A 16,263-nucleotide genomic window follows, 5' to 3' on the forward strand; every position below is an offset into this window, starting at 1 on the left:
ACCCCACCACGTTGCTCCCCAACCCGCCCCTTTCGCCCTACCCCAGCCGCGCCGCCACCACCGCCCGCGCCACCTGCGCAATGGCCGCCTCGCGCTGCTCGGGCGATGCCGTGGACTGCGTGAGGTAGCACGTCACCACCACGGGCGCGCCGCCGCCCGGCGGCCACAGCACGCCAATGTCATTGACCGTGCCCCCGCTGCCCGTGCCCGTCTTGTCGCCCACCCGCCAGCCCGGCACGCCTGCGCGCAGGCGCTTGTCGCCGGTGCTGGTTTCCACCAGCCAGCGCTGCAGCCAGGCGCGCGACGCGGGCGTGAGCGCATCGCCCAGCACCAGCTTTTGCAGCGTCTGCCGCATGGCCAGCGGCGTGGTGGTGTCGCGGGGGTCGCCCACGGCGGCTTCGTTCAGGGTGGGCTCGGTGCGGTCCAGGCGGGTCACCTCGTCGCCGAGCGAACGCACAAAGGCCGTGTAGCCCGCCGGCCCGCCATGGCGCGCCATCAGCACATTGGCGGCGGTGTTGTCGCTCAGGCTCACGGTGGCGGCGCACAGCTCGCCCACCGTCAGGCCGCCACCGGCCCCGGCGCGGGCGCCGCTGACGGGCGAATACGGCACCACGTCGGCCTCGGGGTAGTGCACGCGCGCGTCCAGGCGCTCCTGGCCCTGGTCCACCAGCGCCAGCATCCAGCCCGCCAGCGCGGCCTTGAACGTGCTGGCCATGGCAAAGCGCTCGTCCTGCCGCCAGCCCAGCGCCAGGCCCGAGCCGGTGTCCAGCATGGCCACGCCCAGGCGCCCCTTTGCGGAGCGCTCGATGCCCTCCAGCGTTTCGGTCCACCGGCGCGCCACGGCATGGTGGCGGTCGGCACTGCCGGGGCCACCGGGGGCCCCCGCACAGCCCCACACCGGCAGCGCCGCGGCGGCCACCACACCCAAGGAAAACTGTCGTCTTTGCATAAAAAGCCTGGAAATGAACAAGAACAAGGCGCGAACGATATCGGGGCCCCGCGGGCAGCACCAGCGACAATAATTGCCGCCAGCCCCCAGAAAAACTTGCCTCTCACCGCGCCGCCACACCACTACGCAACCACGCAGAGCCATGCACCTGCCGCTCAATGCCCTGCGCGCCTTCGAGGCCGCGGCCCGCCACCTCAACCTGACCCGTGCGGCCGAGGAGCTGCATGTGACCCAGACCGCCGTGAGCCAGCACATCCGCAAGCTGGAGGACCGCCTGGGCAAGCCGCTGTTCCGGCGCCTGCCGCGCGGGCTGGCGCTGACGGACGAGGGCCAGGCCCTGCTGCCGGTGGTGGTGGAATCGTTTGGCAACCTGGCGCGGGCGCTGGAGCAGCTGGGCGACACGCGCCCGCGCGAGGTGCTCACGGTGGGGGCCGTCGGCACGTTTGCCGTGGGCTGGCTGCTGCCGCGGCTGCGCGGCTTTCAGCAGGCCTGCCCGTTTGTGGACCTGCGCCTGCTCACGCACAACAACCGCGTGGACATGGCCGGCGAGGGGCTGGACTTTGCCATCCGCTTTGGCGACGGCGCCTGGCACGGCACGCACGCCGAGCGCATCATGGACGCGCCGCTGTCCGTGGTGTGCGCGCCGGCGCTGGCCCATGGGCTGCGCTGTGCCGCCGACCTGGCGCGCCAGCCCCTGCTGCGCAGCTACCGCGCGGACGAATGGGCGGCGTGGTTCGACGCCGCGGGCGCCCCCTGCCCCGTGGTGCGCGGCGCGGTGTTCGACTCCTCCCTCACCCTGGCCGAAGCCGCCGCACAAGGCGCGGGCATGGCCTTGCTGCCCGTGCGCATGTTCACGCGCGAGCTGCGCCAGGGCCGGCTGGTACAGCCCTTTGCGCAGGAGCTGCACCAGGGGGCCTACTGGCTCACGCGGCTGCAGTCGCGCCCGGCCACCGGCGCCATGGCCGCCTTCCGCGACTGGCTGATGGCGCAGGCCCGCGACACCCAGACGCCACTGGGCATGGATGAATAAAATCGGGCTCCAGCGCTTGTGCAGAAAGCGCAAGCAGCTATTGTTTTTATAGCATCCTTGTTCAGCTGCGCACAGCGGGTGCCCGCAGGTCCGCCGGCACTTCGTCGATCTGCGACGGTTCCAGGAACTGCCGGGCATACCGCAGGGGCACCTGGCTGCGCACGAACACGTCGAACAGGTCCGGGTCGATGTGCCCGTTGTCCCGCATGCGCGCCATGATGGCCAGGGCCTGCGACAGGGTCATGCCGCTCTTGTAGGGCCGGTCCGCGGCCGTCAGCGCCTCAAAAATATCGGCAATGCCCATCATGCGCGCCTGCAGCGACATCTGCTCGCGCGTGAGGCCGCGCGGGTAGCCCTTGCCGTCCATGCGCTCGTGGTGCCCGCCTGCGTACTCCGGCACGTTGCGCAGGTGGCGCGGCCAGGGCAGCGTCTCCAGCATCTTGATGGTGGCGACGATGTGGTAGTTGATGGTGTCGCGCTCAGCCTGGTTCAGCGTGCCGGAGCGGATGGTCAGGTTCTCCACCTCTTCGGCGGTCAGGAACGCGGTCTGCACGCCCTGCGGATTGCGCCACTGCCGCCCCGCCGCAATGTCGCGCACGCGCTGCTGGTCCTCGGGCCGCATGGCTTCGGAGCCCGTGTTGCACTGGCGCAAAAATGCGCGGTCGGCCTCCAACGCCGCCAGCTCCGCCTGCAGGCCCTTGAGCGCCTGCGCCTCGCCCTGCGCGTCGGCCACGGGCCGCAGCGCCAGCTGCCGGCGCAAGGCCGCCAGTTCGGCGTCGCGCTTGAGCACTTCGAACCGCGTGTCCACCAGGCCGATGCGGTCATAGATCGTCTGCAGCTTGGTGGCCTTGTCCACCACATGCACGGGCGTGGTGATCTTGCCGCAGTCGTGCAGCAGGCCGGCCATCTTCAGCTCGTAGCGGTCCCGCTCGGTCATCCTGAAATCCGCCAGCGGCCCTTCGGTGGCGGCATCCGCCGCCTCGGCCAGCATCATGGTGAGGGCCGGCACGCGCTGGCAATGGCCGCCGGTGTACGGCGACTTTTCGTCAATGGCCAGGTTGATGAGGTTCACGAACGACTCGAACAGCCGCTCCAGCTGCGTGATGAGCAAGCGGTTGGTCAGCGCAATGGCCGCCTGCGAGGCCAGTGACTCGGCCAGGCTCTGGTCGGCCTCGGAAAAGGCCGTGACTTCGCCCGTTGCCGGATCGCGCGCATTGATGAGCTGCAGCACGCCGATCAGCTCGCGGTCGTGGTTCTTCATCGGCACCGTCAGGAACGATTGCGAGCGGTAGCCCGTGCGCGCATCAAAGGCGCGCGTGCCCGAGAAGTCGAACCCCGCCGCCGCGTAGGCGTCGGCAATGTTCACCGTGCGGTCGTGCAGGGCCGCGTGCGCCGCCACCAGCGAATCGTTGGGCGAACCATCGGCATGGCGCAGCGGCAGCTGCGGAAAATCAATCGGCCGGCCCGTGGTGCCGCCCAGGCGAATGCCCAGCGAATCGGTGCGCACGATCTCGAACTTGAGCGCCGCGCCATCCTCTGCCACGCTGTAGAGCGTGCCCCCGTCGGCCCCGGTGATGGCCTTGGCCGCCTCCAGAATGTTCTCCAGCAGCCGCTCGATGTCCCGCTCGCGCGACAGCGCCGCCCCGATGCCGTTGAGCTGCTCCAGGCGGCGAAAAAGACTGACCGTGGATTCCTTGTCCATAGAGCACCTTGCGTGGCGTTGCGTTGGATGCGGCGTGCGGCGTTGCAGCCGCCCATCGTAACGAAAAGTGACCGCTATCATCGCTACAGCAGAGCCGCAACAGCGCCGCGCCCTGCCACCCGCGCCCATGCGCCGGCCGTTCCACCCGCAGCCCCCATGCCGCCCCTTCCCATCCTGTATTCCTTCCGCCGCTGCCCCTATGCCATGCGCGCCCGCCTGGCCCTGGCCGTGAGCGGCCAGGCCTGCGAGCTGCGCGAGGTGGACCTGAAGCACAAGCCCCAGGCCCTGCTGCAGGCGTCCCCCAAAGCCACCGTGCCCGTGCTGGTGCTGCCCACCGGCCAGGTGCTGGACCAAAGCCTGGACATCATGCTGTGGGCCCTGCGCCAGCGCGACCCCGAAAGCTGGCTGACGCCGGGCCACGGCACGCTGCGCGACATGCTGGCGCTGATCGCCGAGTGCGACGGCCCCTTCAAACGCGCGCTGGACCGGTGCAAGTACCCCACGCGCTACCCCGGCGAGGACGTGCCTGCGGAACGCGCCCTCGCCACCGCCTGGCTGCAAGCGCTGCAGGCGCGGCTGGCGCGGCTGGCGGAGCCTGCACAGGCCACCAGCTCCCTCTTCGGCCAGCACCCCGCGCTGGCCGACATGGCCATCGCGCCCTTCGTGCGCCAGTTCGCAGGCATCGACAAAGCCTGGTGGGACGCGCAGCCCTGGCCCCAATTGCGGGCGTGGCTGGCACGGTGGCAGGAAAGCGCCTTGTTCGCGTGCGTGATGGGCGACAAGCTGGCGCCGTGGACCGAAGGAACAGAGGGCGTGCGATTCCCCGGCGGTACGCACGCAGCGGGCCTGCCGCCTGCCCCGCTGCGCGCCGAACGCCGCCCAGACTGAGGTGGCCTCCGCCGAGACGGCTGGCCTTGCCGGCGCTCTCCGTGCCGTACATTCTGCGGGCCACACTGCACGCCATGGAATGCCTACGATGAAGCAACTTGATCCACCAGGCCCCAGCCTCCGATTTGACATCCGCAGCGTTCAAGTCAGCCTGAACTGGTCGCTCCCGTTCCTGGGCGCCACCATTGCCTACGTGCCCGCAAAGCACGCAGCAGGCTCCCCGGTGGCCAACTACCTCGCCGCATTCCTGTGCACGGTCGCAATCGTGGTGTTGCACGAACTGGGGCATGCAGTCGCTGCGCGAGCCTGTTCGGCAAGGGTGCACGCCATTGTCTTGTCCGGCTATGGCGGGTGCTGCGTCACGGACGCCTCCCGCAGCCTGCCCCAGGCCGCGCTGGTGGCCGCTGGCGGGCTGCTGGCCCAGCTTCTTCTGCTGGTTCTCACCCTGGGCTATCTGCTGGTCCGCGGCGCACCGCCCTCCAGCCCCGCCGCCAATGCGGCGCTGTTCGTGCTCGTCGGGGCAAACGCGCTGTACATGCTCGTGAACCTGGCGCCGATACAGGGCAGCGATGGCGCCAGCCTGCTCAAAATCGCAAGGCAAGCACTGGCGGGGCGCCGCGCGTCGTAAGTGCGGCTCCCTTCATTGGTTCTCATTGGTTCAGGCCTTTCGGAGCCCGATGTTCTTCTGGCTCTGCCGTTGAGCGCCCATTTCTGCACCTGTTCCACCGGCTCCACTTGACCTCTGTGGGCCATGCAGCCAGGCCATGGTGCTCATCCAGCTTTGCGAAACTCGCCCCGACGCTTCATGAACCGGTGATAGGACATCCGCAAGTGAAGTTGCATGACGTGGCGCGCCAGTTCGCCATCCCGGGAGCGCACGGCAATGACCAGATCCCGATGGTGATGCAAGCTTTGCATCAGCTCCTGCGGCGTGTAGATGTAGAACGAACGCTTGATGATCGGCATGTCGATCATGGTCGCCAGCATGGCTTTGAGGCGCGGCGAACCCGACGCCTCGATCAGCGCGTGGTGAAAATCCCGGTTGGCAGACTGCACCTCTGCAATACCGTCCGCGCCGGCAGCAATGCCCGTCTCCATGCGTTGGTTGCTGGCTTCCAATTCGTCGGCCAGCCCATCGCCGCCGCGCGTGGCCGCTAGAAACGAGGCATACGGCTCCAGCAGCATCCGCAGCTGAAACGTCTCTTCGACATCCCAATCGCTCCACTCTGAGACGCGAATACCCTGCCCCGCACCATTGGTGGCTAGGCCGTCTTCTACCAAGCGGTGCAACGCGTTGCGCACCGGCGTGCGGCTTAGCCCCAGGTCGCGGGCGATGGGCTCTTCCTTGAGTTGCTCGCCGGGCCGGTAGTGCCCACCGATGAGCCGCTGGCGCAGGACTTCGTACGCCCTGTCTTTCACGTTTTGCACTGTTGTTGCACCAAATGGGGTAAGTGGTGAGGCAATTCTAGGCCACCGATGTGGCGGGCAGCAGAGCGCCACGACAAACTCAAAAAATACAAAAACAGTGCAAATTTTGCACCATCAAGGGAAAACCCTAGATATTTCTCTTAGAGAATCTACCTACACTGCGATAAATGTTCCAAATTTGTACTTAAATGAAATTCGCAATACTTGGCGGAGGAATGGTGGGTACCTGCTACCTGCAGGCCTTCTTGTCGCAAGGACACAGCTTGGTTGGCCTGTGCGACCTGCAACCCAACGCCGCCCTGGCCGGCGCCGCACAGGCCGCTGGGTCAGAGGTGCACATGGCTCCGGGCGCTTGGCTGAACGAGGCCGACGTGATCGTGAGCGCAGTGTTCGGCACTGTCGCGCGCAGTTTGTTCGAGGCCTGTCTGCCGCACTTGGGTGAAAGCGCGGTGTACGTGGACATGACGACCGCCGACCCTCGCGAGATGCGCGAATGCGGGGAATTGGCCGAGCGCGGCATTCGGGGCAGGACCGTCCACTTCGTGGACGTGGCAATCACGGGCGCCGTCAATCTGGGCGGCAAAAAAACGCCGTTGCTCGTAGCGGGCGGCAAAGCTGCTTTTGTACGGGAATTGTTTTTGCCCTTTGGCGGCTCCGTTCGCGTCGTGGGCCAGGGACCGGGGGATGCCGCCTCCCTCAAGCTATTGCGCAGCATCTACACCAAAGGCATTGAGGCGCTTGCCGTTGAATGCTTGGTTACTGCTCAGCGGATGGGCTTGCGCGAGCAACTCCATGCCGTTCTGGAGGATATCGACGAGACACCGCTGCGCGCACTGATGGAGTCCATGGTGCGCACACACATCCCGCACTCGGCACGCCGCCGCAATGAAGTGGTCGAAGCTCAACAGCAGATGGCCCGACACGGCTTGGCGCCGATCGTCTCACCCGCCGTGGAAGCGCTTTTTGGCGTTACCGCCAAAGCGCATGCGGCGCTGCCTTTCACCGGCACGACGGCTGACGAAGCTGTTGCCTGGCTTGGCAACCATGTATTCAACAACCGGCCTTAGCCCATGCCCTCGCCCACAAACCAGAAGGAGACACCCGAAATGACTTTGTTTCGGCGCAAATTTGCCCTCGGCACTCTGCTCGCAGTGGCTGCTGCTGCGGCAGCACTCACCCCGGCCCACTCGCAGGGCAACTACCCCCAACGGCCCATCAAGATCCTCGTGCCCTTCCCGGCAGGCGGCGGCACCGACAACCTCGCACGCCTGGTCGGCCACAAGCTCACCGATACCTATGGCTGGACCATCGTTGTGGAGAACAAGCCTGGTTCCGGCGGCAACCTGGCGCTGGACCAGACGGCCAAGGCGCCGGCCGATGGCCTGACGCTGGTGATGGCCCAGACCGACAACGTAGTGCTCAATCCACTCCTGTACACCAAGTTGACGTACAACCCCGACAAGGACCTTCGACCTGTAGCACTGGTTGCTGCCGGGGCCGCGGTGTTGGTGGTCAATGCCGATGCACCGTACAAAACGCTGGACGACCTCATGCAGGCGGCGAGGAAGGACCCCGGACGCCTGAGTTTTGCCACACCGGGCACCGGCACTATTTCGCACCTCGTCAGCGAGGCCTGGCAAAAAAGCTCCGACGTCAAATTCGTGCACATTCCGTACCGTGGCATGGCCAGTGCCATGCCCGACCTGATGGGCGGGCGCATCGACATGTACATGGGCTCGATCCCCACATTGCTGCCCCACATCCAATCGGGCAAGGTACGCGCGCTCGGCGTGACCTCCGCACGCCGCTCGAAGCTGCTGCCCAATGTTCCGACATATGCGGAGTCCGGCATCAAGGGGGTGGAGCTGGCCAGCGTGTGGGGCGTGATGGCTCCGGCCGGCACGCCGGATGCCGTCGTGCGGCAGCTTAACGAGGCCATCAACAAAGTGGTCACCGCCCCTGACGCAGCCAAAAAGATCGCGGATTCCGGCGCCGAACTCATCACCGGCACACCGGAGGACATGGCCAAGCTCTATGCGAGCGACCGCGCACGGCTCGCACCCATCGTCAAAAGCTCGGGCACCACGCTCGACTGATGCCCCCGTTTTTACCCCCTCCCCGTAATGAGAGAAGCAACATGATCGGCTGCCGCATTTTGAAACGACAACGAGCAGTAAGTCTGGAATTGGCTCGGCAATTCTTGCCGGTTCCGGTGGCAAACGTCAGCGACTGCATGTCTCGCATGACAGCCGCGGGTGCACGCCTTCGCCCCATGCACAACGGTACCTCCATGGCGGGGCCCGCCTTCACCATCAAGACCCGTCCGGGCGACAACTTGCTGATCCACAAAGCGCTGAAGCTCGCGCAACCGGGTGACGTGATCGTAGTGGACGCAGGCGGAGATCTGACCAATGCGCTGATTGGCGAGATCATGGTGGGCGAGGCCAAGCTCAAAGGCTTCGGCGGCATCGTCATCAACGGCGCCATCCGCGACAGCGCCGTGATCCGCAAAGACAGCTTTCCCGTTTTCGCGGCTGGCGTCACCCATCGCGGCCCCTATAAGGATGGCCCTGGTGAGATCAACGTACCTGTCGCCATTGACGGCATGGTCATCGAGCCCGGCGATCTGGTCATTGGCGACGACGATGGTCTGCTGTGCGTGCCCTATGACGAAGCCGAGCGGCTGCTGGCTGCCGCGCAAAAGAAGCAGGATATCGAAGCAGTGATGGTGGCAGAAATACGCGACGGCACTCAGGACAACGCGTGGATCGACGCAGCATTGAAGCGTGCGAATTGCGCATTCGCGGATTAAGAACCGCGTTTTGCCCTGCAACAACCCTTGTGACCTGCAATGCCTGCGCTGCGGTGGGGTCTGCCTTGAACCGTCGGCTTTCTTCGCTACCCCGAACCGAGAACGGTAGGACGCCCGATGCGTGTGCGTGGCGACTGCGCGTAATGAAATCAGGGGGAGCCGCTCAGTGAGCGGCCGTCTCCCGCGGCTGCCGCTGATGCCGCAGCGCATTTTTTTCTACGCTTGCGAGAAAATCGCGAATCCTTTTGGCGTTGGGCTGCCTCTGTGTAAAGGTTCAACACTTACACGGACCGTCCATGTTCTACCTGAAACAAAACCTGCCGCGCTGGGAGCGCACGCTGCGTGTGGCCCTCGGCATGCTGATCGCCGCCGGTGCCGTTGCCAGCCTTCCTGCCAGCAGCGCCTTGCTCTGGGCCGCGCTGGCCGCGGCCGCCACACTCGCGCTCACGGGCTTCGTTGGGTTTTGCCCCGCTTGCGCCATGGCGGGCCGCAAACCCCTGCGGAAAGGCCCGTGATGCGCGCCGATGCACACCTTGTCGAGGCGGCCCGCCTGGGCGATCGCGACGCGATCCTGCGCTTGTTGACGGTCTGCCAGCCCGACCTGAAGCGCTTCGCACGGCGGACCTGCAGCACCACACAGGATGCAGAAGACGCCGTGCAAGTCGCGCTGTGGCAGCTCTACCGCAAGATCGGTGCGCTGCGCACGGCGGCAACGCTGGCCACCTGGCTGTTTCGCATCGTCGAGCGCGAATGCTTCCGCCTGTTCCGGCGCGGCAGCCACGCCGAGTCGCTGGACGAACTGGCAGACGCCGAGCTGCAGGCGGCTGCACCCCGCATTCCGCAGGATCTGCAACTGGATCTGGCGCGCGCAATTGAGCGGCTCAGCCCGCCGTACCGGGAGGTACTCATCCTCCGCGACGTGCACGAGCTGACGACGGCCGAGGTCGCCGCCCAGCTGGGCTTGAGCATCGAGGCCGTAAAAAGCCGCCTGCACCGAGCCCGCGCCAGGGTGCGGGAGGCGTTGCTTGGCAGCGGCTATTGGCTGAAGGACGGCGCACCGCCGCCAGCCACCTCGGGAGACCGCAATGTTCTGTAGCCGCTCCCTGGGGGTCCACCTGTTGAGAGGCGCGCTCGCCATCGCGTTGCTGGGCGCGGCGTTGCTCACGGAGGGGGCGCCCCCCGCACTGCGGATGGGCGCGGCGGCCGGCGCGGCCTGGTTGTTCCGTGGCTGCCCTGCGTGCTGGCTCATCGGTTTGTTTGCGACCTGGGCGCGAGGGCGCAGCGCAGCAAACCGGTCCATCGCATCCCGTTCGACTTCTTGCCGAGGAGACACCGCAGCATGAGCCACTACCAAACCCCTCAAGACCTTCGGCTGGCCCCGACGTTGGCAGGCCTCGTCCCGCAGGAGGCGAGCGCCTTTCTTGCCTACGACCATGCGGTCAAACGGAGCGACGGCGCGATCCCGCCGAAAGCGCGCGAGTGGATCGCCCTGGCCGTCGCCCTGACCACCCAATGCGGCTACTGCCTGGACGTCCACTCACGTGCAGCCAAACGCCTGGGAACCACGCGCGAAGAGCTGGCCGAGATTGCACTGATTGCCGCTGCCGTGCGGGCCGGGGCCACCGTCGGGCACGGTTTGATGGCCCTGCGGCTGTTTGACGAAGCACCGCCACAAGGGTAGAGCAAGGCCCCGGCCGAATGCTCCAGGTGCCGCGTCCAAGCGCAATCGCTGAGGTCCGAGGCACCCGGAATGGCGGCCTTCGCGGAGTGGGAAACCGCCCGGCGCCCGATGCGGCCGACTTTCGCCCGCGGTTTCGGGCGAAATGCCGGATTTGTCCAGTGGCGGCCTTGGGAAGGCTTCTATGATGCAAAGCGCCCCCCACGAGACTGCATCGGGGTTGCCCGTCCGGTTGTCCAGTTGCCATGCAGAGAGGCTACTTGCGCGAGTAGAGCCCAGGCAACCCTGCCACGCCTTCTAGCACCTATGAATGAAAATCCAAGCCAGGCACTGGCAGACCAGCTGCTAAGCGCCTCCAAAAACGTTGACGTGTTGCTGGCGCTGGAAGCGCTTTCCCACGCTGCCCCCACAGTGGCTTTCGAGGCCATCACGACACTCCTGCGGTCTGCGCCTGCCAATCAGCGGCCCCTGGCCCGAAATGCACTGCTGGAGTTGGCCGATCGTGCTCCAGCGCTCTTGCTGAACGCGACGCTGGACGAAGACGCGAAGGTGGCGGACGCGGCCAAGCAGGCCTTGCTGATCCGCCCCTCCAATGATGGGTTGCCCCTGTACCTGCGCATGGCCAAGTCCAAGAGCGTTGACGAAGCCTGCTCGGGTTTCATGTACCTGGGCCGTATCTCCTCGCCGCAGGCGCGTGCGCCATTGTTCAAGGCCTTGGGCCACCGCAGCGCGGCGGTGCGCGAGTATGCCGCGACGTCCCTCCACAGCCACGCCGACGAACATTGCATCGCCGACCTGCTGGAGGCCATCCGCACGCTGCGGCGTGAAGAGGCCGACAAGAAGAAGGACTTTGGCGAGGTGATCAACACGCTGTGCAGCGCGGTGGTCCTGAAATCCACGCGCTCCAACCTGGACCTGCTGATCGAAGGACTCAACGACGCGGACGCGAGAGTCCGCCGGACCTGTGCCAGCGCGCTGGGGCGCCTGGGCGACGCGGCGGCGGTGGTCCCGCTGATCGAGACGTTTGAACACCCGCGCCGGGGAATGCCGCTGGAACTACGGATGGAACTGGTCAAGGCGCTTGGCGAGCTGGGCGACGCGCGTGCGATCGCGCCACTGCTGCGGGCCGGAGTGACCATTGCCACCCCGGCGCTGGGCCCGCTGAAGGCGCAGGAAGCCGTGCCCGAACTGATGGCCGCGCTGGAGCAGGCCAGGACGCCGCGCGATGCCAGCGACTTGGCCGATGTGCTGGCCCAACTGCAGGGGGCCGGCGAGCTGCAGTGGCCCCGCGCCGGGTTGCAGTCGGCGTCGTTGCAGGTGCGCCGAGCCGCCGCGCTGCAGCTGGCGCGCACGGCGCCCGGGGAAGCGGCAGAGCATCTGCGCGCCATGCTACCCCAGCTCTCCAGCGGCGACGCCGTGAGCGTGGCCGAGGCGCTGGCCTCCATGGGCTGTCCGGAGGGTTTCGAGGGCTTCGCGCGGGCATTGGCGGACGATCCCCATCACTGGAACGCCAGCGCCGTGGCGTACGCCTGCAAAAATCTTCGCGGGCCCCAGGTACAGGCCCTGCTCTTGGGCCTGCTGCCCGGCATCCGCAACGAATATGTCCATCACGTCTGCGCAGCCCTGGCTGCGCAAGGGGCTGATGTGTTGCCTGCGCTGATCGGCGCAGCCCAGGAGGCCAGCAACGGCTTGCGACACCGCTACGTGGCGGCGCTTGCCGAGTTCCGTGATCCCCAAGGCGCCGGGTTGTTAGCCCCTCTCATGGTCCGCCGCAACCCCTTGCGGGACGCGGCCAGAATGGCATTGTTGGCCACGCCCGGCGATGAGGTCCGTGCAGCGCTGGCTGCGGCACTACCGCTCGCCGAGTCGCCCGCTGACGCCGGGCTGATCACCGAAGCCCTGGCGAAAGCAGCCACGCGGGAGGCGGTTCCCGATTTGGTACGGGCGCTGCAGGCCGACGTCGCCACCGAGGCGATATTCGAGGCTTTGGGGCGTCTGCGCGATCCAGCCGCAGTGCCCGCACTGGTCGATCAACTGAGCAGCCCCAATCCGCGCCGCCGCCAGGGAGCGGGCATGGCGCTGGGCCAGATCGCAGACCCTGCGGCAGGAGCGCCGCTTGTCAACCTGCTATTGAAAGAGGTTCATCTCGAGGTCGCGCAAGCCGCCATGCACGCCTGGCTGGCGATGGGGGCGCCCGATGATGGAGCACTTGATGGGCTGGCCGTACCTGGCACACGCGCTTTCCTGTTGGCCCGTGCCCGGCAGCTTCGCCAGGAGAGCGAGCTCGAGGTTCCTTTGTGACCTTGGCTCTGCACCGACCTCTGCCGGTTGTCGGGTGAGATGAGGCAGCCTGCCCGAAAAGGCCTGGCTGTTGAGTTGCAAGCACTTGCCCGAGCCATCCAATCTCCGTGTGCTCGGATATCTCTCAAGGGCATCGACCCACCATCTTGCCGTTGTTCCACGGCGCGCGAGGGGCTGGGTTAGCTACGGCGCAGGGCCTCGCGAACAGCCGACGCTATCTCGGCTTCGCTGCGGCCGCCGCTGATGGCGACTCCAGAACCGAATTCGAAGTGAGGAACCGATCGGATGCCCGCGGCGGCCGATCTGGCGACTTCCTCTTGCACCTGTTGGGGCGCCGCGGAATCCTGCGCGATCGCCCGGGCTTCCCTGCGATCGAATCCATGGTGGACGGCGACGCCGGCAAGGACGTCGCTGTCCCCGATGTTGCGCGCATCGAGGAAGTAGGCGTCGGTGAGGGCAATCGCGAGTTGATGCTGGGTCCCTCGCTCACCCGCAGCCAGGAGGAGCGCGTGCGCCGGCTGGGTCGGATAGGTCCACAGCTGCCGGCTGAGATCAAGACCGAAGCCAGAGGCACGCGCCGCGGCCTCGGGCCGCGCAAACGCCGTCTTCGGATCGGTCACGCCATAGCGCGACCGCAGCAGGTCGGGAATGTAGAGGCCTCCAGCAGGGGCGTCGGGCAGGAGCACGACCGGACGGTGCCGGATGTCCACGGGAACATTGCTGAAGTGCTCTCGCAGAACCTTGTCCAGCCGATGGAGGCCGACGAAGCACCACGGGCATGTGATCTCGGCGTAGAGGTCGATGTGAAGCATGAGAGGCTGTCCTTTTCAGTGGTCCGCGATGCCCGGGGCCGCTCGAATGAACTGGGTGTCAGACACCTGCTCCACCAGGAACTTCGCCAGATTGCCTCGCGACAACTTCATGCCAAGCCTGGCCTTGCCGTACCAACCCGTGTCGATCGCGCCCGCCGCGGGGCCGTCCTGGAGGTTGGGAATCCGTACCAGCGTCCATTCGAGGTCCGACTTGGCGATCAATTCGGCGGTGGCCCGGATGTCCTCGAAGCCCTTGCGGGCAATGATCTGGAACAGCAGCGCGAAGGCGCGCACGTTGAAGGCGAAACCGTCTTTCGGGTCGCGATAGGCCGCGGTGGATATCTGGATCAGGCGGCGGATGTTCGCCTGCTTCATGGCCGCGATGATGTGGGTCAGGCCATGCATCACGGGCCTGTCGCCCTGGACCTTGAAGCCGTTGGGGCCCAGCGCGCTGATGACGGCATCGCTGCCGCGCAGGCACGCGGTGATCGCATCCTTGTCTTCCAGGTTGCCCACGACCACGTCGATCTGCCCGTGGAACGCCTGAAGCTTCTGGGCGTCTCGCGCGTACACCGACAAGCTGTGGCCCTGCCGCAGCGCCTCCTGGATCAGGAATTTGCCGGTGGACCCGGTGGCTCCAAACAGGGCGATCCTCATTGCGTGGCCTCCACGCTGTCGGGAGTTGCGGTCAACGGGCGGGCGGCCCGCTGCAGCAGCGATTGCAGGGCCTTGTCCGCGGACGCGACGGCGGCTTGGGCAGCCTCGGGCCCGTGGGCCGTGCCCTCGACACGCAGGTGCTCGATATCGGTCAAGCCGATGAAGCCGAGCAGGTGCTTGAGGTAGCCGGACTGGTAGTCCCAGGCGGCCAGTGGCTCTTCGGAGAAGTCGCCCCCGCTGGCGGTGACGAGGTAGACCTTCTTGCCCTTGAGCAGGCCTTCAACGGAGTTGCCCGCGTACCGGAAGGTGACGCGGGGCCAGATCACATGGTCAAACCAGGCCTTCAGGGGTGACGGCGGCCCGAAGTTGATCATGGCCGAGCCGATCACGACCGCGTCCGCGGCAGCCAGTTCTGCGACCAGGCGTTCGGCCAGCTGGACGGCCTCCGCCTGTGCCGCGGTTCGCGTATCCGGCGGCGTAGCGCGGCCCACCACGTAAGCCTCACCAATATGGTCCAGTGGTGCTGCCGCCAAGTCGCGGAGGGTCAGCGTGGTGCCAGGAACCTGCTCTGCAAGCTGCGTTGCCAGTTGGGTGGCGAACCGGGTGGACAGGCCCTCTGATCCGCGCGGGCTGGAAGTGACGAGAAGCACGTTGCTCATGGCGTTTCCTGATGGGAAATAATGGGAACCAGGTAAAAAAAAGAACTTGATTACTACCAAATACAAAGGATGGTATGGTTCCCATGTCACCCCCACAAGAAGGCACACGAATGTCACCGAGTCACATCGACCTCTCAGAGGTCCCCAAGCCATCTGAGCGTGCGTGCGAGACCACGCGCGAGATCCTCGATCGCATCGGCGACAAGTGGAGCCTGTACATCATTGCGACGTTGCGCAGCGGAACACGACGGTTCAACGAGCTGCGGCGCGAGATCGAAGGCATCTCGCAACGCATGCTGACGCTGACATTGCGCGGCCTTGAGCGCGACGGCCTGGTCACCCGGACGATCTACCCGACCATCCCTCCGCGCGTGGACTATGAGCTCACCGAGTTGGGAGAGACACTGCTGGAACCGGTGATGGCGCTCGTGGCCTGGGCAGAGAAGAACAAGCCTGCCATCGCGGAGTCGCAAAAGCGCTTTGACGAGGCGCCCGACCCGCTGCCGGCTGCGGGGCACGCCACCATTTACCGGCAGCGTTGACAAGCCCTGATCCCAGATGTTCGTGGAGAAGGAGGGATGAGAAAGGCATGAGGGCCCCGCGCCGCCTTACGCCAAACCTCGACAGAGGGTAACGGGCCGCAATCGCTGCAAAGCAGCCCCACCCGTCCACGCCCGGCCCACCCTCCGCAACAGCCCCGCAAAGGCCCCAAAACAAAAAGGCGCTCCGAGGAGCGCCTTTCAAGCATCAAGCCCGGCCAGGGCCTTGCGGCATCAAGCCACCGAGTACCCTGCCCCGCCCCGCGGGCTGCCGCTCTTCAGGCCGCGCACCAGCAGCGCCACCAACACCGCGCCGAAGCCGGTAAAGCAGATGAACGACCAGTTGGCAATGGAGCCGCCCAGGAAAGTCCAGTCCACCGCTGTGCAGTCGCCCGAGCCGCGGAAGATCATGGGGATGGCTCGGCTGATGGGGTAGTTTTCGATCATGCCGTAGAAGTCGCGGCCGCAAGTGGCAATCTCCGGGGGGTACCACTGCAGCCAGCTCTGGCGGGCGGCCACGAAGGCGCCGAAACCGGCGGTGACGAGGGCCAGCACGGCCCAGGTCATCCACCAGCCTTTGGCGCCCCGGGCGCTGGCCAGGCCGGCAAAGACGGCCACGCCAATCAGGGCGTAGCGCTGCACGATGCACATGGGGCATGGCTCCAGGCCCACCACATGCTGCAGGTACATGCCAAAGGCAAGCATCGCCACGCAGGCCACGCTGATAAGCGCCAGCACGCGGCGCGGGGCCTGATCAATCCAGTTCAACACCATCATTCTTATCTCTCATCCAGTAGCTATTGCACAC

18 protein-coding genes are annotated in these 16,263 nt (G+C 66.3%); 11 read left to right on the forward strand and 7 right to left on the reverse strand.

The features are described from left to right. Positions 1–37: 37 nt before the first annotated feature. Positions 38–949, reverse strand: a complete 912-nt coding sequence (bla, locus tag ACOYR3_RS14190; protein WP_422843010.1) for a class A beta-lactamase — start codon at positions 947–949, stop codon at positions 38–40. Positions 950–1,091: 142 nt separating this feature from the next. Between bla and ACOYR3_RS14195 the strand changes: the two genes are divergently transcribed. Further along, positions 1,092–1,979 (forward strand): LysR substrate-binding domain-containing protein, encoded by an 888-nt coding sequence (locus ACOYR3_RS14195; protein WP_422843011.1) that lies wholly within the window; start codon positions 1,092–1,094, stop codon positions 1,977–1,979. 61 nt (positions 1,980–2,040) lie between these two features. On the opposite strand, the gene ACOYR3_RS14200 is transcribed toward ACOYR3_RS14195, so the two are convergent. After that, complete coding sequence (locus ACOYR3_RS14200; RefSeq protein WP_422843012.1) at positions 2,041–3,681, reverse strand: HD domain-containing phosphohydrolase; 1,641 nt, start codon at positions 3,679–3,681, stop codon at positions 2,041–2,043. Between the two features lie 156 nt (positions 3,682–3,837). Here ACOYR3_RS14200 and ACOYR3_RS14205 point away from each other — a divergent pair, with 156 nt between their 5' ends. Next, positions 3,838–4,569 carry a glutathione S-transferase gene (locus tag ACOYR3_RS14205; RefSeq protein WP_422843013.1) on the forward strand — a complete coding sequence of 244 codons (732 nt, stop codon included), beginning with the start codon at positions 3,838–3,840 and terminating at the stop codon, positions 4,567–4,569. Positions 4,570–4,648: 79 nt separating this feature from the next. Further along, positions 4,649–5,197 carry a M50 family metallopeptidase gene (locus ACOYR3_RS14210; protein ID WP_422843014.1) on the forward strand — a complete coding sequence of 183 codons (549 nt, stop codon included), beginning with the start codon at positions 4,649–4,651 and terminating at the stop codon, positions 5,195–5,197. Positions 5,198–5,340: 143 nt separating this feature from the next. On the opposite strand, the gene ACOYR3_RS14215 is transcribed toward ACOYR3_RS14210, so the two are convergent. Further along, entirely contained in the window at positions 5,341–5,997 is a 657-nt protein-coding gene (locus ACOYR3_RS14215; protein ID WP_422843015.1) for a GntR family transcriptional regulator, read from the reverse strand. A gap of 215 nt (positions 5,998–6,212) precedes the next feature. On the opposite strand from ACOYR3_RS14215, the gene ACOYR3_RS14220 reads away from it, so the two are divergent. The 7 genes from ACOYR3_RS14220 to ACOYR3_RS14250 all read left to right on the forward strand — a co-directional run bounded on the left by ACOYR3_RS14220 (position 6,213) and on the right by ACOYR3_RS14250 (position 12,788). Then, positions 6,213–7,064, forward strand: a complete 852-nt coding sequence (locus tag ACOYR3_RS14220; RefSeq protein WP_422846594.1) for a DUF1932 domain-containing protein — start codon at positions 6,213–6,215, stop codon at positions 7,062–7,064. 39 nt (positions 7,065–7,103) lie between these two features. Further along, positions 7,104–8,093, forward strand: coding sequence for a Bug family tripartite tricarboxylate transporter substrate binding protein (locus ACOYR3_RS14225; protein WP_422843016.1), 990 nt, complete (start codon positions 7,104–7,106; stop codon positions 8,091–8,093). Between the two features lie 41 nt (positions 8,094–8,134). After that, a complete protein-coding gene (locus ACOYR3_RS14230) occupies positions 8,135–8,809 on the forward strand; it encodes an RraA family protein (protein WP_422843017.1) in 675 nt (224 codons plus the stop codon). A 296-nt stretch (positions 8,810–9,105) separates the two neighbouring features. Then, positions 9,106–9,324 carry a YgaP family membrane protein gene (locus tag ACOYR3_RS14235; RefSeq protein WP_422843018.1) on the forward strand — a complete coding sequence of 73 codons (219 nt, stop codon included), beginning with the start codon at positions 9,106–9,108 and terminating at the stop codon, positions 9,322–9,324. After that, entirely contained in the window at positions 9,324–9,905 is a 582-nt protein-coding gene (locus ACOYR3_RS14240) for an RNA polymerase sigma factor (protein WP_422843019.1), read from the forward strand. The genes ACOYR3_RS14235 and ACOYR3_RS14240 overlap by 1 nt, the downstream gene beginning before the upstream one ends. Before the next feature lie 243 nt (positions 9,906–10,148). Next, entirely contained in the window at positions 10,149–10,490 is a 342-nt protein-coding gene (locus tag ACOYR3_RS14245) for a carboxymuconolactone decarboxylase family protein (RefSeq protein WP_422843020.1), read from the forward strand. Between the two features lie 303 nt (positions 10,491–10,793). Then, positions 10,794–12,788 carry a HEAT repeat domain-containing protein gene (locus ACOYR3_RS14250; RefSeq protein ID WP_422843021.1) on the forward strand — a complete coding sequence of 665 codons (1,995 nt, stop codon included), beginning with the start codon at positions 10,794–10,796 and terminating at the stop codon, positions 12,786–12,788. A 179-nt stretch (positions 12,789–12,967) separates the two neighbouring features. Here ACOYR3_RS14250 and ACOYR3_RS14255 read toward each other — a convergent pair whose 3' ends face one another. The 3 genes from ACOYR3_RS14255 to ACOYR3_RS14265 are packed head-to-tail and all read right to left on the reverse strand — an operon-like array spanning position 12,968 to position 14,916. Continuing rightward, entirely contained in the window at positions 12,968–13,600 is a 633-nt protein-coding gene (locus ACOYR3_RS14255) for a DsbA family oxidoreductase (RefSeq protein ID WP_422843022.1), read from the reverse strand. A gap of 15 nt (positions 13,601–13,615) precedes the next feature. Further along, positions 13,616–14,257, reverse strand: coding sequence for an SDR family oxidoreductase (locus ACOYR3_RS14260; RefSeq protein ID WP_422843023.1), 642 nt, complete (start codon positions 14,255–14,257; stop codon positions 13,616–13,618). Continuing rightward, positions 14,254–14,916: an FMN-dependent NADH-azoreductase gene (locus tag ACOYR3_RS14265; RefSeq protein ID WP_422843024.1), complete on the reverse strand. Its 663-nt coding sequence runs from the start codon at positions 14,914–14,916 to the stop codon at positions 14,254–14,256. The genes ACOYR3_RS14260 and ACOYR3_RS14265 overlap by 4 nt, the downstream gene beginning before the upstream one ends. A gap of 110 nt (positions 14,917–15,026) precedes the next feature. Between ACOYR3_RS14265 and ACOYR3_RS14270 the strand changes: the two genes are divergently transcribed. Beyond that, positions 15,027–15,458, forward strand: a complete 432-nt coding sequence (locus tag ACOYR3_RS14270) for a winged helix-turn-helix transcriptional regulator (RefSeq protein WP_422843025.1) — start codon at positions 15,027–15,029, stop codon at positions 15,456–15,458. 231 nt (positions 15,459–15,689) lie between these two features. Here the strand turns inward: ACOYR3_RS14270 and ACOYR3_RS14275 are convergent, their stop codons facing one another. Continuing rightward, the gene (locus tag ACOYR3_RS14275; protein ID WP_422846595.1) at positions 15,690–16,229 is read right to left on the reverse strand and encodes a disulfide bond formation protein B; all 540 of its coding nucleotides are present in this window, start codon (positions 16,227–16,229) and stop codon (positions 15,690–15,692) included. Positions 16,230–16,263: the final 34 nt, after the last annotated feature.

This window comes from Acidovorax sp. M2(2025), from assembly GCF_049330835.1.
Lineage (GTDB): Bacteria > Pseudomonadota > Gammaproteobacteria > Burkholderiales > Burkholderiaceae_C > Acidovorax.